The sequence below is a fragment of the Streptomyces sp. NPDC056222 genome, assembly GCF_042264065.1.
Lineage (GTDB): Bacteria > Actinomycetota > Actinomycetes > Streptomycetales > Streptomycetaceae > Streptomyces.
On the sequence record NZ_JBHJTL010000016.1, the window covers coordinates 33,640 to 51,736 of the forward strand.

Consider the following 18,097-nt stretch of genomic DNA (forward strand, 5'->3'; position numbering starts at 1 on the left):
GGCCCCAGTCCCAACCCCCGGGGGGGGGGCGGGCCGTCGGCCCGGCCCTGGGCCCGGGCCCCCCGCCGCTCGCGGGCACCGGCTGCCGGTGCCGAGCAGCAGGTGACGGGCGGCGATGCAACCTCCGCTCCCCAGACGGTGTTTGAGATGTCCAGTCCCACTTCGCTCAGTCCTCCGGCCACCTATTCTGTTTGTCATGACTGTCCAGCCTTCGGAGCCCTCTCCGCGTCCTGCCCCATCGGGAGAGCTCCGCGCCTCTCACGACGACCGGGAAGCCGTTGTGGAGCAGCTGCGCGATGCGGCAGCCGAGGGGCGAATCGATTTCGATGAGCTGGAGTCCCGCCTGGAGCAGGCGCTGAGGTCCAGGACTCACGCCGAGTTGGCCGTCCTGACCGCCGACTTGCCGAGGCCGGATTCACCTGAGAGCGGGCCGCCGCTGGTGCTCAAGGGCGGCATGTACGGCGCGTCTCGAGGCCCCGGGCGCTGGGACGTCCCCGGGCACGTGATCGCTCACGGAGGCGTGGGGGGTGTGAAGGTCGACTTCACCCGGGTCGAGTGTCGCCTCACGGAGGTCGCAGTGGAGGCGTACGGGGAGACATCCGGTGTCACGATCGTCATCCCCGACGCCTGGGTCGCGGACACCACAGGCATGGATCCCGGCGTCGGCGGCCTGACGGACAAGACCACCACCGACCGGCTCCCGGGAACCCCGCTGATCCGGCTCACAGGGTCCGGCGGCGCGGGAGGAGTGGTCATCCGCCACCCCAACCGCCGGGAACGACGCAAACTGGACAGCAACCCGACGCAGAGCTAGGACGCGTGCAGAGGTTCTGACCTTCCCCATCGTCAAGCACAAGGACGAGTCCAGGTACGGCACCTACCGCACCAAGGCCTCGTCCTCGCCCGGTACGACCGCATGGCGGCGGCCGACGTGGGCCTGACCACGCACCTCGTGGACGGCGAAACCGCACCTCCACCCTCACCCCGCCCCCGGGCCCCCGCCACCCGGCCGCCTGACACCCACACCACGCCTACGCGGCCCGGACCGGAGGAGACCGCCTCGGTTCGGGCCGCGACTCGAAAGGGGTCGACCATGGATGACGAGATCCAGCTGTTCAGAGACGATGACGGCCTGGCGGTCTTCGGAGACCGAACAGCGGTCGAGCGCTTCCTCGTCTCCGAGGGACTGCCGTCGAAGGGCTTTGGAACGCGACGGCTCGGATCCGCCTTCGGCAGTGCGGCCGGAATCGCGCAGACGGGTTCCGGTATCGCCGCCGACTCGGGTCTCTGGCTGAAGGTGACCAAGGAGTCCGCGCAGCGTATCGACAGGATCGGGCTGAGGAGGAGTGCCGCGACGGGACTCGAAACAGGAGTGCTGAAGGGCCCCAAGGGCCAGATCGACGGGTTCGTCGAGTTCGCGAAGGGATCGGGAGCGCTCCGGGGCAACCCGGCGCAGCTGGCCAACATCGCGGTGGCCATGGCGCAGTTCGCGCTGCAGCAGGCCATGGACGAGGTCGCCGACTACCTCGCCACGATCGACGAGAAGGTCGACGACGTGCTCCGTGCCCAGGAGGACCAGGCGCTGGCGCAGATGATCGCGGTGGACTTCGCGATCAAGGATGCCGTCACCATCCGGGAGCGGGTGGGCCGGGTCTCCGAGGTCACGTGGTCGAAGGTGCAGAACGCGCCGACGACGATCGCGTACACCCAGGCGTACGCGCTGCGTCAGCTCGACGCGCTCGCGGAGAAGACGGAGCGCAAGAGCAAGATCGGTGATCTCGCCAAGGCGTCCAAGGAGATCGAGTCCAAGGCGCGGCAGTGGCTCGCCGTGCTGGCGCACTGCTTCCAGCTCGAGGACGCCTTCGCCGTGCTCGAACTCGACCGGGTGCGGGACACGGACCCGGACGACCTGGACCGGCACCGCCTCGGGCTCCGGGCCGCCCGGAAGAACCGGATGGAGCTCATCTCGGAGAGTACGGAGCGTTTGGTCGCGCGGTTGCACACGGCCGCCGGCACGGCCAATGCGAAGGTGCTGCTGCACCCGACCACGTCCCGCGAGGTGGTGCACGCGCGTAACCACGTCGAGGTCGCCGTCGTCGACTTCCACGGGAGGCTCGGCATCGCGCGCGATCAGGAGTCGTTGGAGGCGCGGCGCTGGAAGGACGCGGCTGTGGAGGTGAGGGACAAGGCGCTGGAGAAGGGCGCGGAGAACATCGACGCCGCCCGGCGCCTCGGCACCGAGACCCTGGACCGGGCCAGGTCGGCGACGGGCAAGCTCTCCGGCGGGATCGCCGAGCGAGCGCTCCGCCGGCGCGGGGGCGGGGGCGAGGAGGAAGCCTGAGGGGGCGTGACCCTCAGCCACGTGGCTTCTGTGGGGCTGGGCCAACGATCCTCGCGGCTCGATGTACCTCGACCGGCTTCACAGGAGCCGTTCCGGCCTCGCCGGCGGCCGCCTCGGCCGAGCCGCCCGAGCGCCGACGAGCGGACCTGTCGCGGCGCGCGACGCCGTCTTCGTCCACAAAGCTCCCGCCGACGCGCGCCCTGCCCAGTGGGCGTTCTCCGGCTCCCGGGGAGCGTCCGAGGCGACCTGACCGTCGTCACGATCACCGGTACCGCTTCCAGCTGACAGCCCCGACTCACCGCCTGCCCGTCACCGCCTGCCCGGAGCCGTCGGCGCCGGCCCGGTGCCGTACTTCGCCGATGTGCTCACCGGCCTCGGCTGGGCACCGCGGCTTGCTCCGCAGCAAGTCGAGCGCATCCACCAGCAGGAGCTGCAACGCGCGTACGAGCTCTGCGGCGGGAACTCGAGGTTGGCGGAGAACCCCAGGAGGGCGAGCAGCGGCATCCCTGCGCGGGGGAGCTCACCCCGCCTGCGCCTTGAACCGCCAGACGGCGTGTTCCAGTCCCCCCGGCTCATGCCCGAGGAGGGCGGCGGCCTCCTCGTACACGGCTCGCAGCTCCGCGTACGTGAGGCCGGCAACCCCGGCCGTTGCCGCGAACGACCTCAGATGCGTGTCCACCGCGACCTGAGACCTGCCGACAAGGTTGCCGATGTAGTCGACGCTCTTCGGCCCCACCCCCTTCACTGTGCGCAGGGCGGCACGGTTGTCCTGGTGACCGAGCCACTCGTGGAGGTCGTCCCGGGTGTCGACGCCTCTGGCGGCCAGCAGTTCGGTGATGGCGTGAGCCGTCGCGACCCTGCTGGGACTGTTGAAGTTCATGGCGATGGCGAGGTCTTCCGTGGCCAGCCGGTTCCGGAACCCGCGGACCGTGACGGCGTCAGGCCATGCGGCCTGGAGCTGGAGCAGCCGAGGCAGGATCGTGGACCGGTATTTGCGGCGTGCCTGGAAGCTGGTGTCGCAGATGACGGCACCCATGTGCGTCCAGCCGCCGGGCGGATCGAAAGGGCCGTCGCCGAGGACGGACCGAACCTGGGCAGCGAGCAACTGAGCGCTGCTGAGAGTGTCCATGGGCCCATGATGACTTTCCCGTAGCGCAGTTGGAGCCTCCTCGACCTACTACCGGACCTGGCAGGGAACCGGGGCGTTCGCACTCCCGCCGGCCGTCGTCGCCTCCCCGCTCGCCCGACGCCCGTACGACCTCCGGCACTCGACGCTCTCCACGTGGCTCAAGCGGGCGTCGGCGCTACCGAGGTCGCCGAGTGCGCCAGCAACAGCATGGAGGTGCTGCTGAGCAGGTACGCGAAGTGCCCCGACGGCCGTCAGGAAGTGACGAATCGGCGCATCGAGGACCTGCTCCGCGAGCATGAGTGAGCGTCACCCCACGCCACGCCACGCCTTCGGTTCCGCGCCGCGAGGGCGATACGAACAATGCTTAGAACGGTGGGCTCCATCCAGGCGGCCAGTTCGTGTTGTGTCCGAGTGGCGGCCAAACGTCCGAGCCGTCGTAAGAGAGCCATTGACGGCCCAGCCACTCGCACTCCGGCACGGGGCCTTCCCAGTCGTCGGTACAGCGGTCGGCCCATCCCCGACCCACCAGCACCGGCCGGGTCAGCACCCCGCTCGGGGTCTCCTGCACGCGCAGGACCAAGCCCATGCCGTTGATCCCAGGGTTGCCGCGGGGCCCGTACGACACGCTGTGCGCACCCGAACGATGAAGGTCCAGGACCATCTCCTCGACCACAGCCGGCACACGGCCGGTCAGCTCCAGGCTGTCCAGGGTGACTTGAGGCCCGTAGCTGGCGTCGACAGCCACACAGAAGAGCCGACTGGCACCGTCGAAGTACGCGTAAAGGGCGGGTACCGCTGGGTGGAAGCCGAGCTGGATGCCGCAGATGTCAGGGAAGAAGGGGTCGGCGGAGAAGCGGCTCAGCTCAAAGGCTCCTGGGAGTGCAGCCTTCACCTCGCAGGCGTGCATGCCGAAGCGCAGCGGTCCGACACTCTCCAACGGCGTCAGCATCCACACCGGCTGAGCGGGCTCCGCCGTGGTCTCCCGCGCTCCCGCAGTCATCGCGCATCCCCTCCGTCCGTCGGCTGAATACACGGACCTGACCTGCGTCACGGCCCAAGATCCTGTCCACAAATAGTCCACGGACCTCGACATACGGCGGCAAAGCGCGGCACACGCCTGCACACGCAAGAAGACCCCGTCCTCAGCGTCTTAGCTGGTGGCGGGGTCTTTAGGCACTTCCTGCGAAGTGCCCCCGGCAGGATTCGAACCTGCGCACACGGCTCCGGAGGGCATGGCAGAGGCGCTTCGGATTGTGCGGCTCACCTGCGTAAACGTCAACGGGTCCCTTCACCGCCGCGCTGCTCACACGATATTCACACGCTGTGTCTCCTCAGCCCGTGCTCCCAGTGCACGGCTTGGGCTAGCCCAGTGGCGTCAAGAATGAGACTTGCGGCTGGTTTGTACCCCTATCCGAGATGACGGGTTCTCGTCACACTCTGGTTGGAGTGAGCGAGACATCCATTGGCTTGGTGCTGAGTGCGCTGGGGGAAGCCGTTGGCTTACGTTCCGATACTCAAAGGCAAAGCGGGGGAGTTCTCGGCTCTTGGGCATGTCACGCCTGCCGTCCGCTCATGCATCCGCCCTGTCATGGAGCTGGTCCCTGACCCAGACGTCCGTGACGTTCTGGAGACCTTCTGTGACCGTGCGATGGACGCAGTGCCCCAGGGGACGGTCCTGACTGTCGACAGCGGAGCTCTACCGACAGGACGAGTCCTTGAAGGCGATGCGGGTGGTCCCGTGACCCGCCTCAGCGAGTCGCTCGGCTTCCGTGGCGTAGCCATGTGCCCGGTCGTTCGGCACACAGACGAAAGAGACGTCCTGGTTGAGGCGGCACGGGCTGCGACGGAGCATCAGCGCGGTGCCTGTTTGCGGGTTTCCGTTGCCCTCGACTCGCCTCAGTGCCTCCCCGGTCACGCTCAGATCCGCGGGCTCCTCAAGGTGTTACGCCTAGAACCAGAAGAGGTTGACCTCCTCATTGACGCCGGTCCTGTGGATTCGGAGATGGAAAGGGATCGACTTGCTGGCCGCGCTGTTCTCGCCCTGGAGAGGCTTGCCTCATGGGGCTGGCGCCACGAGTGCGTTGCTGCCGGCGCTTTCCCCGTCAACCTGACCGGCTTCCCGAGGGGCCAAGCAACGCCGGTGGTCCGGAGAGACGCACAGCTCTGGCGACGCGTCCTCAACGGATACTGTGGGCAAACCCCAGACTTCGGAGACTTCGGCGTGACGCATCCGCGGATGCCCGTGAGGTCCAGGGGGACGCCGGATCCCAACATGCGCTACACGACACCGGATGCCTGGCAGGTCTTTGTCTATCCGCGAGTCCGCTCCGGCAATGACGACTTCTTTGTTTTGAGCGCTGACTTGGTCGACTCTCCTCACTGGCCGGCCACAGGCGCGCGAACGTCGTGGGGTGACGCCCGGCTGAACGAGTGCGCGAATCGTCAGAGGCTCAAGGCTGGAGGCGGAACGGAGTGGCGAGCTTGGGCGACCTCGCACCACCTGGCGCTGGTGTCATCCCACCTCGCCACGTTTGGGCACCCCTGAGGTGCCAGGGAACACTGGCCATTCAGGTTGGACCTCTTCGTCCCGAAGCAATTCGGGCACATGTATGAAGCGGTGAGACTGCTCCGCTGACCTGCGGCGGGAGTCCGTCAGTGTCCGTAGACGTCCGCAGGTGTGCGCTCTCGTTGTCACTCAGTTGGCACTCACTCTGAGGCCGAGGTCCTCAGTCTGTCCGCCCAAGGCCGGGCACGCCGAACCTAGGGTGTGTTTGAGTGGTCTGGGGCGGATTAGGTCACGGTGTCCTCGGAGATCTCAATCTCCACGCTCTCAGCCACAGCGCGAACGCGCTGCTGGATCTCACGGTGCCAGTAGTTGATGCGGATGGCTCCGTCCGTGGTGCCTTGCAGGGCCTCAGGCTGGCCGAAGTGCTGGACGATCCCATTCGCTAGGATGGCAGTCGCGGTGATGAGCGGACCGCCGTCCTGGGCGAGGTCGTCGACGTCGAAAACGGCTCCCGCATACGGCGGACGATCTGTCTGTTGGTCACCGAGCTGGTCTTGGAAAACCCGGGTTTGCACGAGCCTCGCCTGCAACTCGGCGGTGACCGGCCAGATCGACGCCCGGACCGTGGCGTTGCCGCCGGCCGCAGCGCGGTCACGGGCATGGTTGGCCAGGAAGCGGAGTCCGCCCCAAAGAGCGTTGAACAAGTGCACGTCGTCCACACTGCTCATTGATGAGTGCTCAGCGCTTGGGGTCATACGTCCACGGTCGTCCAGGATGGCGGCGAACGATCCGGCGCCACTCTCGTACAGTTCGCAGGCCAAACGAGTGGCCAGCCCCTTGCCACTCATCCTGTCGTCGGCAACGAGGCGCCCGCTGCCGACTGAAGCGCGGTACCAAACGGTGTGCCCCAGCTGAACACCCAACGGGTCCTTGTGAAGAACTCCGTCTTTGAACTCCTTAAGCGCCTTGGTGTCGAGCGTGAAGCTGCCAGGGACGTCGGGTACCAGCGTCACGACGGCGAAAGTCGTGGCGGACGTGTCGAGCCGCTGAATGAGGTCGGCCTCGTACTGGACGGCCTCGTCGAGCCTGCTCTGCATACCTGTGAACCGATTTCGGTAGGCAGTGGCTACTTCAGGCTCGGAGAGGTACGTGGTGGTGGCCCCGTTGCGCCGGGGGAAGCGCAGCGCGTTGTTGACGAGGACCGCGTGCGGGGCGTTGGGGCTCCTCGGGACCGCGATCAGGAAGAAGCCCTGGTCGTCCTGCTCTGGCGATTCGATCCGAAGGACATCAAAGGGTGGGAGCGGTGAAACCAGTGATGACACGATCTGGCGGATGCGGCCGACCTCGTTGTCGCTCAGGGCGACACCTGGGGCTGAACAGGCTCGGGCTTGGTCGTCCTCGTCGACTCCTAGGACGATGATTCCGCCCGCGGTGTTGGCCATGGCGGCGACGTCACCGGCGAGGTCCCGCCTGTCCGAGTCCTTGTTGCCATACAAGCCCCGCTTGAAGTCGAGGTCATAGTGCTCGGTGACTTGGCTATCCACGAGAGCAACGACCTGCGCGTAGGAGACGGAGTCGATACGGGAGGCGAAGAGGCGTTCTAGACGCCTGGAGCGGAGAGCGACCATGGGGCAGATTGTCATCCGGGCCGCACGGTGGTGTCTGCGAAATCGGCGCCTTGCTCTTGGTACGTGCAGAGCCTCCCTCGGGGAGACGGAGCGCGAATCGTTGCCTACTTCAGCTCCGGGTGTCGGCGACTGCGTCGGGAGTGTCAAGGGCTGCGCGAGCCGCAGCCTTGAATGCCGCAACGGAGCGATTGACCTGGCTGTGAATCGCGTCGCTACTCGGAAGGTCGTCCCGAGGAGGCGCGCTGCGTGCGGCACGCAGTTCGGAGACGATGACGGAGGCTTGCCAATCGGCGATCGAGCGCATGACGTTGGCAGCTTCCACTGCCACCGCGGCGGGCCCCTCTAGCTCCACGATGAACAATGACTTCTCAGTTCTGCGGATGAGTTCTCGCAGGCTGTCAGCGGTTCCGGTCGGTGCGTCCTGGCCGAGCAAGGTCCGCTCACGATGGGATCGTCTCAGTTCGTTCGACTGGGCAACGGAGTCTAGGAAGGCGGCATAAGCGTCTCGGCGCACTTGGCGTCGCCAGTGGGCATGCTGGCTCCTTGCCTGGTGCCGACCGGTTAAGCGAGCGGCTGCTACCGCCCCTCCGGCGCCGACGATCGAAGCCACGATGCCCGCCACCGCGCCCACCAACGCGATTTCCCCTGCGTTCATGGAGGCATTGTGCCCGCAGACGTGACCGGACAGCTCCCCTTGGAGCTGTCCGGGCTGTTTTTGCTGGTCAGGACTTCAACCGGACAGTCGGACAGCTGGGACACCCCGACTACAGCAGAGGATGCGCTCATGAACCGGGCAGAGGGTTTTGTCCTCGTGGGTTCAGGGAGTTGTCCCAGGTTTCGGTTGATCGCTCGGCCACAATGCCGGCTCGACCCTTCCGGCGCCATCCGCGCAACCGCGGAGGAAGACCCTGGCAATGTCCTCGTTCTTGTTGCTGACGGCATTCGACCACTGCAGTTGCTGCTCTAGACACCACTGGGTGAGATCGTCCCCGGACGTCTCTGTCGACTGACCGGAGAGATAGCCGGCCGCGTAGGCGTAGGGACTGGGCTCTTCCACGGCGACGCTGGAGCCGCACCCGGTGACGGCGGCGAGGGCGCAGGCGGCAAGAAGAGCAGCACGGAGCCGCAATTTGTACCCCCAAGGTTGTTTGCCGCGCATCCTACCTACGCCCGACTGGCCCGTACTTGCCCCCGTCGGAGGGCCGCGACGGCCCGGCCCGCTACGGTCGCGGAGTGCTGGCACCTTTTGACCCGGAGCAATTCGAACGTCATTGTGATCCGGTAAATACGTGCCGCTGACCTGCGATGGAAGTCCGCGGGCGTCGGTGGGTGTCCGTGCTTGTTCGTCCTCGTTGTCACGCAGTTAGTCACTCACCCCAGGCCTCTGTGGTCAGGCATCGCCTGCCCTGACCCGGTGTTCCCGTTCCGCAATGAGCACTCCGGGTCGTGCTTGCCTGCATGAAGGCCCGACAAGGGCACCGGGGCGCCCCGCACCCCAAGCTGGCGGTCCTGCCCGACATGCTGGCCTGTCCGCTGCCCACCAGCGACGGCCCCGCCCGGCTTCGGATGCAGCGGCCCTTGGCGAGTCCGGACCCCTGACCGGCAGGAGCGAAGATTCCGGCGATGCTGAGAAATCAGGTAGAGCGAAAGAGAGTTGATGCGCGAAGATACTGGCGGTCTACGGAATGCCAGCCAACAGCCCAGCATCAGGGGGGGACTTCGCCATGTCTCAGACGCAGAACCAGCAGGTCAAGAAGTATTACGCCGCCTTGCCCGTCGGCAAGCTCCAGGTTGATGACGAGATGGACGCGCAGCGCATCTTCGACCCCGGCTGGGCCAACAAGCTGGCCAAGATGTGGGACCCGGACGTCCTTCTGGTCGCCACGGTCTCCAAGCGCGCCGATGGGAGCCACTTCCTGATTGACGGCCAGCACTCCACCCGCGTGGCCGAGCAGAAGGAGGGCCCGGACTTCGTGCGGGACTGCATGGTCTACGAGGGGCTGACCCGCCAGCAGGAAGCGCGGCTGTTCCTGGCCGCGAACAAGCAGCGCAAGCCGGTCAAGCCGTACGACAACTTCAACGTCTCCATCACCGCCGGGGACCCGCTCGCGACGCGGATCAAGAAGGAGGTGCAGTCCTGCGGCCTGGAGATCGCCAGCGGCACCTCAACCAACCGTGTGGGCGCTGTCCAGGCCCTGGTCTACGTGGGTGAGAAGCGCGACGGTCTCCTGCCGAAGGTCCTGACCACTCTGGGCACCGCTTGGGGTCGGGACAAGGCCAGCTGGGACAACATGGCGATCCGCGCCGTGGGCATGATCTACGACGCCAATTGGGACGTGGTCCAGGACGCCCGCTTGGTTAAGACCCTCCAGAGGGCCACTGTGGCGATCTGGAAGATGAACGCCGTCCGTGCCACTGTCTCTGGTGGTGGTTCCAACTCCCGGTCCCTGCCTCTGGCGGAGAACATCATCACCCAGTACAACAGCGGGCTGCGCGACAAGAAGAAGCTACTGGTCTCCCCCGCCCGTCCCGCGGCCGCGACGTAGTCCAGGCGCTTCACACGGACTGTCCCCCTGGCCCCGGCGCACCCGTCGGTGGCCAGGGGGTTGCTGCATGCCTGATCTTTCGGCGAGCTACTCGCGGTTCAGGAGAGCTCTCCACCCCAAGCCGGCTCCGTCAGCTCGCCCCAAACACCAGGGGCTACCGTTCGAGGGTCGACCGCCTCGGTGAGTGCGCCAGAGTTGTAGACCCCGTCCGGCCGAGAGCGATCGTGCTCCTTCACCCAGAAGACGCGGCGCGCAAACGCGCCAGGCGCATCGGGGGCGCTGGGCGCGTCTTGTTCAGAACGGCGTAGCCAACTCGGCGTCCCACCTGGCCACGCTTGGAAACGGGCCGACGCCGAGTGCCGGCGTTGTCCACCTGGGTCTAGCGAACGTAGTCGAACGAGTCGACGTCCTCGTTCCACACGATCTCCTCTTCGTACTCGATGTCCCATGTCCATTCCTCATGCTGCGCCGCTCCCGAAGCTCTCTGAACGCGGGGCCTCCCCTGCCCGGCACCGTTTTGACCGGACAGCCCGGACACCTCTTGCCGGAGGTGTCCGGGCTGTTTTCGCTGTTCAGGGCTTCAACCGGACAGTCGGACAGCTGGGACACCCCGGCTATGGCAGAAGGTGCGCGTTCACAGCGCTGGCCGCGTCCGCGAGGTGTGAAGTTCCAGAGCCTCGACAACTGCGTCCCGAAGCAATTCGATCAATGGTGCGGGCTGCGGTTGGAGCATCGTTGACCTGGGCCGATGGTCCGTGAGTGTCCGTGGTCGTTCGCCGCAGTGCGCAGCGGTTGTAGCGCAGATAGAAACTCAGCGGAGAGCGGTCGGCTCCGCCAACGGGCTCCAAGCTCCGTGGGTGTTGCACGTGTTGTAGCGATTGGCGGGTGGGCTGCCACCTGGGTCACCACTTCCGCGGGGCTGTACAGCGGCTCTATATCCAGCGGAGCTACTCCCGTCAGCCGCTTGACACTCGTGCCGGGACGTGTGGACCCAAACTCTCGGGCGGGTCTAGCTGACGCCTGTCGGCGGCTCGGAGTCTGTCGGTGGCTCGGAGTCTGTCGCTGGCTCGGGGTACGGGAAATTGGGGTCTACCATTTGCATTTCTGTACCCACTTTATCGGCGATTTCCAGCCTCTCCCATACATCTCTCTTGGTGAATCTACTGTGGTCGAACCACCCGTTATATACCACTTCGATCCGAGGGTCCAACGAAGGGAAGAATCGAATCGCCCTATCTGAGAGGATGACGATGTCCCATCGCGTGCAGAAAGCCAGGATCCGGCCCACTCTTCTGAGGATGCGGTCAGTTTCAATTACGGTGCGACGGACGATGGCGGGGTGCAAAAGGACGAGGAGGCGGGTCTGTACACCTTCAAGTGCAGATTCCAGTGCTACGTTGGCGCCATGGCTATGGGCATAAACGCATTTCAATTCGCGGATTCTGTTATTCGCGGTCCATGTTCGGAGCCTGCTTGCCGCGCGCTGGCGGGCGGCGTTATTGTAGCCGCCTGCCCATGTGAATGAATTAGGCGCGTTCCATAGGTCGGGGCTGCATGTGCCTCTGATATGCGCAGAAAGTTCACTGTTTGGCTGCCACCATGAGTTAAATGCAGCCCACGTTCCGTGGATGGTGATGCTGCTATGGGAAGGGGCCTCCGGGCCTGGCTCATGCTCGGTGTTCTGGAATTCTTTGACGAATTGGTGCTCTTCCTCGATGCGGGCTAGTGCGTTAACTGAGATCTCGCGGACGGTGTGGGAGTCGCTCAGGCAGCCACTACGGAGTAGCTCGATGAGAGGGATGCTCTTCTCGGACAGCCTGAGAAGCTCGGAAGCCGAGGTTACGCGCACCACCTCATGGGGAGCGGACAAGCCCAGCAGGAGCAGGACAAGGGCGGCCCCCCTTGCTGCCCCATGGTTATTGAACTGACACTCCCACCAAAGAATTTGCTGGTGTGCGACTCTTTCTTCTGGCTTGAGCTTGGCGCTCGATGTCAAACCATCAACTTCAAGGGGGAGCCCCAACTCTGCGATTGCCTTCCCCGCGGCGTCTTCGATGCGAATTTCGCCCAGTGCGTCAAGGCGGGGCAATAGAAGTTCTCTGGCGTCGACTTCCCATTCTTTCAGAAGGGTGTGATGACCGCTAAGCTGCATGCCAAGCCCGACGAGCTGAGCAGCCTGAGCCCAACCCGCTTCTTCGGTCGACAATTGCCACGCCATAATGCCGGGAATGTATTGCCCCTCTTCTGGGTTGTCTTGTTTGAGAGGTCGCAGAGGGGTAATCAGGGTGTTCTCTGCCAGGTCAGGTGCGTCGCTCGGATCTTTCCCGTAGTGGGCCAAGATTTTCCTGGCGACGCTCACGTCTAGAGCCTCTGGCGTATAAGAGAATGCAGGAGATGTGTGCACTTGCTCTACCCGATAAGGGACTGTCAGTTTCCCCCCTGCATGCATGCTTGCACCCTCTAGGGGGACAGTAACCCAAAGGGTCAACTTTTCTCCAAGCTGCCTATGGGGCGAGACCGCCGCAATAAGCCCCTCGCCATGTTTCTCTCCGGTGAGTGCGAAGACGCTTCCGATCTCTCCGACGTATTGACCGCCGGAGGAAAGAATCTTCATTCCGATGTAATCTTCGGGATTAAATTCCCTGGCCATTATTGATCCCCTATCTGCGCTATATACACGGACCATGGCAGAGGGTGCTAAGGGGTGCCAACCCGGACTACGCCGTATGGCTGTGCATGGTGGACGAGAGGTCCGCGCGCCCGTGGGCAAGGGAGTGTGCACTCGTGTACCGGACAGCCCCGATCGTTGCTGTCCGGGGTGATTTGCCAAGTCGCAGCCCTGTCCGGACAGCCGGACAGTCCGGACACATCTCAGCCCGGCCACAGATGCCCAGACATTTCGTCCGGGCTCCGTCCGTGCGACAACCTGACCCTAGGGGTGCGGGTTCTGTCGGTACCGTGAAGGCGCCCCTACTCAGCAGCGGGAGGCAACACCCATGCGTGGTCTAGGAGATCACCTCAGCATCGGCGAACGAATCGCGTTCTACCGGAAGCGCCGCGGCTACACGCAAGAGGTGCTGGCCGGGCTGGTCGGCCGTAGCACCGACTGGCTGGCAAAGGCCGAGTCCGGGCGCCGCAAGCCGCCTCGGATCGACATGCTCGCTGAGCTTGCGCGAATCTTGCGGGTACCCCTCGGGGACTTAGTGGGACAGTCCATGCTCGTAGAGGACGAGAAGCGGCAGGACGACGTGCCGGCAGTGCGCGATGCGCTCATGAGTCCACGGCGGCTCTCCCGACTCCTCTTCGGGCCGGAGGTGGACGCCCAACTCCCGACCCCTGCCCCGGCTGCCGTACGTGTAGAGCAGGCGTGGAACGACTACCAGGGTGGTCGACTCGGGAGCGTGATCGCTGCTCTTCCCGCGCTTCTCCAGGCAGCTCAAGAGCTGGAGGATCGCGCGGCGCGCCGCGACGAGGACCGTCACGACTGCTGGGCGGTGTCCGCCCGGACGCACCACCTCGCAGCAACGACACTCGCGAAGATCGGAGAGTCCGATATCTCATGGCTTGCGGCAGAGCGTGCCATGCAGGCGGCGGACGCGTCTGACGACCCCCTCGTACTGGCGTCGGCGGCGCGCTCCGGGACCCACGCCCTGCTCGCCAACGGCCGCTACGAGGCGGCGATGGAGCTGGGTGACGCCACTGCGAACTGGCTGGCGCCCCGGGTGGCGGAGAGCGATCCGGCTGCCCTGAGCCTGCTCGGCATGATTCACCTTCGGGCCGCCGTCGCCGCAGCACGGCACCAGGACCGTCCAACGGCTACCCAGCTCCTGGCCCGCGCCGAAGAGCTTGCGGACGATCTCGGCTCCGACGAGAACTACTGGCAGACCGGATTTGGTCCGACGAACGTGCTCCTGCATCGGCTGTCCATCGAGCTGGACCTCGACAACGTTGCGTACGTGGTGGACAACGGTCGGATTAACGTCGACCACATGCCGCAGGAGCGCAGTGTCTCGCACCGGATCGACTTCGCCCGCGCGCTCTCGCTCGCAGGACAGGGCGACGACGCCTTCGCGGAGCTACGGAAAGCCGAAAGGACGTCGCCGCAGCTCGTACGCAACAATCCCAGGGTGCGCGAGACCCTGCGGGATCTGACCAAGCAGTCCCCGGTGACTGCGGGTTCTCGCTCGTCCGAGGTGTTCGTGATGGCCCAACGGTGCAGGGCGGTGCAGTGAGTACGGCGAAGCGGGGAGTTCTCGGAGTCGTGGGTTCGGCGGCCGGCGGATTGGAAGCGCTGCGCACCGGGCTCGTCGAGCCTGCGATGGAGCGCGGCTGGCAGGTGGCCGTGACGCTGACACCGACCGCGGGCAACTGGCTCCGTCTGAGCGGTGAGGTGGCACGGCTGGAGAAGCTGACTGGTCTCCCCGTACGGGATGAGCCGCGACTCCCCGGAGACGCACGGCCGCATCCGCCCGTTGACTGCTACGTGGTCGCCCCTGCGAGCGCCAACACGGTGGCGAAGCTCGCGATGGGAATTGCGGACAGCCAGGCGCTGACTCAGGTATGCGAAGCCATGGGCACGCTTGGACTCCCAGTCGTGGTCTTCCCTCGCGTGAATGCGGCCCACGCGCGCCACCCCGCTTGGCGACGCCATCTTGAGGCGCTGCGCGAGGCGGAGGTTCATCTCGTCTATGGACCGGATGTGTGGCCGCTACACGAACCGAGAGAGGCACCCTCCGGGCGCGAACTCCCATGGGCGGCAGTGCTGGATGCCGCTGATCGGCTGACGACGTGACGCTCAGTCAACGCCTTTGACCTGCAACAACAATGGACCCGGACAGACTGTCCGGGTCCATTGTTGTTTCCGCGCCCAAGCTGTTCCGCATGGCAGAGATGTTCGAACAGCCCAGAAGTAGAACGGGACTTACTCCCGCCCAGTGCGCCCTGATCAGCGCGAGTCTCAGCAAGGCGCGGATGGAGGCCACCCGGCTGGTTTATCGGGCCGACGCCATCACTGAGAGGTTGCTGCTCCACCCGAGCTCACGATCTGCTCAAGGCGCTCAACGCGGTCGCCAAGCTGACGGATCGTCTCGTGCATAGCGCTGATCTGCGTCGCGAGCGCGACGAACGCCGACCCCCCGCGCTGTGCTTCATCGACGGGCTGGGAGGGGTCGATCACGAAGGTGCCCCGACCCTGCTGGGAGACGACGAGGCCTTCCTCGCTGAGCTCGCGGTAGGCGTTCTGCACCTTGACCAGGGTCACTCCATATCTCTTGGCCAGGTCTCGGGCGGCCGGCAGCTGGTCGCCGGGCCCGAGCTCTCCGTTCACGAGCTGCTGGCGAATAACCGCAGCGATCTCCTTGGCCGTGGGGCGCGGTGTTCCAGAGCTCTTCTCCATGGGGTCGAGCGTAACTGGCCTAGGTCAATTTCATCCCTCACGCTCCTTGACGGGTCTGGATTGACTTAGGTAACTTTCTCGACGCATGAGCGATGGACCTAGGTCAATCTACTCTCGGTCTGTGCTCACGAATGGCCGCCGTTGCTCGTACTCCACGTTGCAGCGGCTTGCTCGACACGCACGTGCCTGAGCGGCGGGACTCCCCACCAAGGTCGCCCGCCGCCGGGTTCTCCCTGTTCCTGCGACTCCAGGAGAGCACCATGCGTACGTACATCGGCGGTCATCAGGCCGTCAGCAGCACTGATTTCGTCGAACTGGCCCTTGGTACCCCGGTGGAGTTGTGGCTTGGGGTGGAGGGCGAGAGCGAGATGGAGCGTGCGGCCCGTCTGGATGCGGCGCGCGACATCCTCGCCGAGAACCCGAACCTGCCGGATGACGTGAGCCAGGTCGCCGCTGAGGCGATCGAGGCGTACGCGCCGGAGCTGTTCAATGTTATCCCGCTGGTCCGGCCGGCGGTCCGGAACCGTTCCCGGAAGGGAGCGGCAGCATGACCGCACTGCCTGAGGAGCGGCCGGGGGTCCCGCCGCTGACGCGCCCTGAGATCGGCCTCGCCGGTATTGGCGCTCTTGCCGCGGCCGGTGTCGGTGCGCTGGGCCTGATCTCTTCGTTCGATGCGGTCTCGGCCGCGGCTGCCCGGTGGGGTTTCGGCGAGCCGTGGATGCTGCCGGTCGGCATCGACGTGGCCATCCCGGTGTTCACCGTGGCCAACCTGCTGCTGATCCGGATGGACATGGCCCTCGCGTGGGTCAGGTTCGTCCCCTGGGTCCTCACCCTGGTGACCTGCGGTCTAAACGTCGCTGCGGGGCACGGGATGTGGGCGAAGCTTGCGCACGGGACGATGCCGCTGCTGTGGGTGGTGTTTTCCGAGATCGGCGCGCACATCTACGCCGTACGGATCGGGGCCGCGACTGGCCGGCGGATGGACAAGATCCGTGCCTCGCGCTGGCTGCTCGCGTTCCCCTCCACGTTCTCGCTGTGGCGCCGGATGACGCTGTGGGAGATCACCTCCTACGCCGATGCGCTCGCCCGTGAGAAGGAGCGGCAGCTCGCCCGTGCCGCCCTCCGCGAGACCTACGGGTGGCAGTGGCGGTCGAAGACACCACGGCGCGAGCGCGTCCTGCTCCGCCTCGGAGAGCTCGCCCCCGAAGGTGCCGAGCCGGAGCCGAAGGCCCCGGAGGAGCCTGTACGGCCCAAGGAGCAGACAACGCGCAAGCGGACCATGCGCCCGAAGGCGAAGGCGTCGAAGCCCCCGCGCACGGCGGCTGGGCTGCTGGCTGAGGCCCGCGAGACCACCGCTACGTGGAGGGACGCGGACGTCAACGCCGAGGCGATCCGCACTGCCCTGCACTGCTCGGCGGCCAACTCCCGTGCGCTGCGGGATGCGCTGCTCGCCGAGCGCGCCGACGGCCAGCCGCTCCACTCCATCGAGACGGCTGAGGAGGTTGCCGCATGAACTCCGTCTTAGCCGTCCTCACCGCCGCTGGTCCTCTGGCTGCCGGTTGGTCCGGCCACGTGCTGTGGCTGCGCCGTCGGTTGCACACCGCCCGTCGTGACCCGCTCACCGGGCTGCGGACCCGTGAGGGCTTCACCCGCCGCGCGAGCGTGCTCCTGCGCGATGAGCGGGCGGTCGTGATCCTCGCGGACGTCGACCACTTCAAGCAGATCAACGACCGCCACGGCCACGCCGCAGGCGATGCCCTGCTGAAGGCGACCGCCGACCGACTCACCCACTACGTCGGCCGCCACGGTGTCGCCGGGCGCCTCGGGGGAGACGAGTTCGCCGCCGTCGTCATTGACACCCACGGCACCGTCGCGGACCTGCTCGCTGTCCTTCACGGCGTACTGGCCCGCCCCGCAGACAGCGCCAACCCGCACGTGGCCACTACGGTATCGCTTGGCTGGGTCCGCGCTGCCGACTATTCCGGCGACAACCTCTCCCAGCTCCTGTCCCGTGCGGATGAGGCCATGTACGCGGCGAAGCAGGGCCGGGCCGGAGTGAAGCGGGCGGGGCTGGGGCGGCTGTTCGCCACGGTGGCCGGCCGCCGCTCCGGACGACGCGGAGCCCGCACCGACGCTCCCGCGATCGTGGCGGCTGCCTAATGTCCCCAACCTTCGGCAAGTGCTTCGACCCGACCGGCGCGAAGTTCGGGATACCGACGTACCCATGGCGCTACGCCCCCGACGGCTACGCCACCCGCCGCCAGCTCCGCGCCCTCGGACTGCGCCCCGGTGGCCAGCCGGTGGCAGCTCAGGTCATGCGCCGCAGCCGCGGCCGCAAGACCGGCGTCGTGGTCGGCCACCTCTACCGCATCGACCTCGCCAAGCCCGTCCGGCCGATGACCTCACGCAAGTGGGGCGCGCTCGCCCTGGCGATGCTCGCCCGCCGCACCTGCCCGCAGTGCCACATGGACGCCGGATACGTCATCCCGACCTCCCTCGGCGCCTGCGTTCCCTGTGCCTACCCCGAAGAACAGCGCGCCGCCTGAACACGC

The 18,097-nt window shown here is 66.2% G+C and carries 17 protein-coding genes and 1 pseudogene; 11 read left to right on the plus strand and 7 right to left on the minus strand.

Translation table 11 applies throughout. The features are described from left to right. The first annotated feature begins 196 nt into the window (after positions 1–196). Positions 197–814, plus strand: coding sequence for a DUF1707 domain-containing protein (locus tag ACFC0D_RS10810; protein ID WP_376433387.1), 618 nt, complete (start codon positions 197–199; stop codon positions 812–814). A gap of 279 nt (positions 815–1,093) precedes the next feature. Further along, the gene (locus ACFC0D_RS10815) at positions 1,094–2,341 is read left to right on the plus strand and encodes a hypothetical protein (RefSeq protein WP_376433389.1); all 1,248 of its coding nucleotides are present in this window, start codon (positions 1,094–1,096) and stop codon (positions 2,339–2,341) included. 520 nt (positions 2,342–2,861) lie between these two features. Here ACFC0D_RS10815 and ACFC0D_RS10820 read toward each other — a convergent pair. After that, positions 2,862–3,470, minus strand: coding sequence for a hypothetical protein (locus ACFC0D_RS10820; RefSeq protein ID WP_376433391.1), 609 nt, complete (start codon positions 3,468–3,470; stop codon positions 2,862–2,864). Between the two features lie 19 nt (positions 3,471–3,489). On the opposite strand from ACFC0D_RS10820, the pseudogene ACFC0D_RS10825 reads away from it, so the two are divergent. Then, positions 3,490–3,773 (plus strand): annotated as a pseudogene (locus tag ACFC0D_RS10825) (site-specific integrase); the annotation flags it as partial. 61 nt (positions 3,774–3,834) lie between these two features. Here the strand turns inward: ACFC0D_RS10825 and ACFC0D_RS10830 are convergent. Continuing rightward, positions 3,835–4,470 (minus strand): hypothetical protein, encoded by a 636-nt coding sequence (locus ACFC0D_RS10830; RefSeq protein WP_376433393.1) that lies wholly within the window; start codon positions 4,468–4,470, stop codon positions 3,835–3,837. A 477-nt stretch (positions 4,471–4,947) separates the two neighbouring features. Between ACFC0D_RS10830 and ACFC0D_RS10835 the strand changes: the two genes are divergently transcribed. After that, on the plus strand, positions 4,948–6,015 hold the full coding sequence (locus ACFC0D_RS10835; RefSeq protein ID WP_376433395.1) for a beta family protein: 1,068 nt from the start codon (positions 4,948–4,950) through the stop codon (positions 6,013–6,015). 245 nt (positions 6,016–6,260) lie between these two features. Here the strand turns inward: ACFC0D_RS10835 and ACFC0D_RS10840 are convergent, their stop codons facing one another. After that, positions 6,261–7,604, minus strand: a complete 1,344-nt coding sequence (locus ACFC0D_RS10840; protein WP_376433397.1) for a helix-turn-helix domain-containing protein — start codon at positions 7,602–7,604, stop codon at positions 6,261–6,263. 109 nt (positions 7,605–7,713) lie between these two features. Then, entirely contained in the window at positions 7,714–8,259 is a 546-nt protein-coding gene (locus ACFC0D_RS10845; protein WP_376433399.1) for a hypothetical protein, read from the minus strand. Positions 8,260–9,328: 1,069 nt separating this feature from the next. Here ACFC0D_RS10845 and ACFC0D_RS10850 point away from each other — a divergent pair. Next, complete coding sequence (locus ACFC0D_RS10850; protein WP_376433401.1) at positions 9,329–10,150, plus strand: DUF6551 family protein; 822 nt, start codon at positions 9,329–9,331, stop codon at positions 10,148–10,150. Between the two features lie 98 nt (positions 10,151–10,248). On the opposite strand, the gene ACFC0D_RS10855 is transcribed toward ACFC0D_RS10850, so the two are convergent. Together ACFC0D_RS10855 and ACFC0D_RS10860 are read right to left on the minus strand one after the other, a co-directional pair. Continuing rightward, positions 10,249–10,605 carry a DUF6009 family protein gene (locus tag ACFC0D_RS10855; RefSeq protein ID WP_376433403.1) on the minus strand — a complete coding sequence of 119 codons (357 nt, stop codon included), beginning with the start codon at positions 10,603–10,605 and terminating at the stop codon, positions 10,249–10,251. Between the two features lie 554 nt (positions 10,606–11,159). Next, complete coding sequence (locus tag ACFC0D_RS10860; RefSeq protein WP_376433405.1) at positions 11,160–12,800, minus strand: hypothetical protein; 1,641 nt, start codon at positions 12,798–12,800, stop codon at positions 11,160–11,162. A 346-nt stretch (positions 12,801–13,146) separates the two neighbouring features. On the opposite strand from ACFC0D_RS10860, the gene ACFC0D_RS10865 reads away from it, so the two are divergent. Further along, a complete protein-coding gene (locus ACFC0D_RS10865) occupies positions 13,147–14,382 on the plus strand; it encodes a helix-turn-helix domain-containing protein (protein ID WP_376433407.1) in 1,236 nt (411 codons plus the stop codon). A gap of 29 nt (positions 14,383–14,411) precedes the next feature. After that, entirely contained in the window at positions 14,412–14,942 is a 531-nt protein-coding gene (locus ACFC0D_RS10870; RefSeq protein ID WP_376433409.1) for a flavoprotein, read from the plus strand. A 216-nt stretch (positions 14,943–15,158) separates the two neighbouring features. Here ACFC0D_RS10870 and ACFC0D_RS10875 read toward each other — a convergent pair whose 3' ends face one another. Then, positions 15,159–15,545, minus strand: a complete 387-nt coding sequence (locus ACFC0D_RS10875) for a GntR family transcriptional regulator (RefSeq protein ID WP_376433411.1) — start codon at positions 15,543–15,545, stop codon at positions 15,159–15,161. Between the two features lie 260 nt (positions 15,546–15,805). Here ACFC0D_RS10875 and ACFC0D_RS10880 point away from each other — a divergent pair, with 260 nt between their 5' ends. The 4 genes from ACFC0D_RS10880 to ACFC0D_RS10895 are packed head-to-tail and all read left to right on the plus strand — an operon-like array spanning position 15,806 to position 18,091. Continuing rightward, positions 15,806–16,096 (plus strand): hypothetical protein, encoded by a 291-nt coding sequence (locus ACFC0D_RS10880; RefSeq protein WP_376433413.1) that lies wholly within the window; start codon positions 15,806–15,808, stop codon positions 16,094–16,096. Then, on the plus strand, positions 16,093–17,058 hold the full coding sequence (locus ACFC0D_RS10885) for a DUF2637 domain-containing protein (protein ID WP_376433415.1): 966 nt from the start codon (positions 16,093–16,095) through the stop codon (positions 17,056–17,058). Before ACFC0D_RS10880 ends, ACFC0D_RS10885 begins: the two co-directional genes overlap by 4 nt. Further along, entirely contained in the window at positions 17,055–17,705 is a 651-nt protein-coding gene (locus tag ACFC0D_RS10890) for a GGDEF domain-containing protein (RefSeq protein ID WP_376433417.1), read from the plus strand. The genes ACFC0D_RS10885 and ACFC0D_RS10890 overlap by 4 nt, the downstream gene beginning before the upstream one ends. Then, the gene (locus ACFC0D_RS10895; RefSeq protein WP_376433419.1) at positions 17,705–18,091 is read left to right on the plus strand and encodes an RRQRL motif-containing zinc-binding protein; all 387 of its coding nucleotides are present in this window, start codon (positions 17,705–17,707) and stop codon (positions 18,089–18,091) included. Before ACFC0D_RS10890 ends, ACFC0D_RS10895 begins: the two co-directional genes overlap by 1 nt. Positions 18,092–18,097 lie beyond the last annotated feature (6 nt).

What these genes read in the sequence shown, in the direction of transcription:
- ACFC0D_RS10890 (WP_376433417.1), top strand. Translation starts at nt 17,055, where the DNA reads ATGAACTCCGTCTTAGCCGTCCTCACCGCCGCTGGTCCTCTGGCTGCC.
- ACFC0D_RS10815 (WP_376433389.1), top strand. Translation starts at nt 1,094, where the DNA reads ATGGATGACGAGATCCAGCTGTTCAGAGACGATGACGGCCTGGCGGTC.
- ACFC0D_RS10855 (WP_376433403.1), bottom strand. Translation starts at nt 10,605, where the DNA reads ATGGACATGGGACATCGAGTACGAAGAGGAGATCGTGTGGAACGAGGA.
- ACFC0D_RS10850 (WP_376433401.1), top strand. Translation starts at nt 9,329, where the DNA reads ATGTCTCAGACGCAGAACCAGCAGGTCAAGAAGTATTACGCCGCCTTG.
- ACFC0D_RS10885 (WP_376433415.1), top strand. Translation starts at nt 16,093, where the DNA reads ATGACCGCACTGCCTGAGGAGCGGCCGGGGGTCCCGCCGCTGACGCGC.
- ACFC0D_RS10830 (WP_376433393.1), bottom strand. Translation starts at nt 4,470, where the DNA reads ATGACTGCGGGAGCGCGGGAGACCACGGCGGAGCCCGCTCAGCCGGTG.
- ACFC0D_RS10810 (WP_376433387.1), top strand. Translation starts at nt 197, where the DNA reads ATGACTGTCCAGCCTTCGGAGCCCTCTCCGCGTCCTGCCCCATCGGGA.
- ACFC0D_RS10820 (WP_376433391.1), bottom strand. Translation starts at nt 3,470, where the DNA reads ATGGACACTCTCAGCAGCGCTCAGTTGCTCGCTGCCCAGGTTCGGTCC.
- ACFC0D_RS10865 (WP_376433407.1), top strand. Translation starts at nt 13,147, where the DNA reads ATGCGTGGTCTAGGAGATCACCTCAGCATCGGCGAACGAATCGCGTTC.
- ACFC0D_RS10840 (WP_376433397.1), bottom strand. Translation starts at nt 7,604, where the DNA reads ATGGTCGCTCTCCGCTCCAGGCGTCTAGAACGCCTCTTCGCCTCCCGT.
- ACFC0D_RS10895 (WP_376433419.1), top strand. Translation starts at nt 17,705, where the DNA reads ATGTCCCCAACCTTCGGCAAGTGCTTCGACCCGACCGGCGCGAAGTTC.
- ACFC0D_RS10875 (WP_376433411.1), bottom strand. Translation starts at nt 15,545, where the DNA reads ATGGAGAAGAGCTCTGGAACACCGCGCCCCACGGCCAAGGAGATCGCT.
- ACFC0D_RS10880 (WP_376433413.1), top strand. Translation starts at nt 15,806, where the DNA reads ATGCGTACGTACATCGGCGGTCATCAGGCCGTCAGCAGCACTGATTTC.
- ACFC0D_RS10845 (WP_376433399.1), bottom strand. Translation starts at nt 8,259, where the DNA reads ATGAACGCAGGGGAAATCGCGTTGGTGGGCGCGGTGGCGGGCATCGTG.
- ACFC0D_RS10860 (WP_376433405.1), bottom strand. Translation starts at nt 12,800, where the DNA reads ATGGCCAGGGAATTTAATCCCGAAGATTACATCGGAATGAAGATTCTT.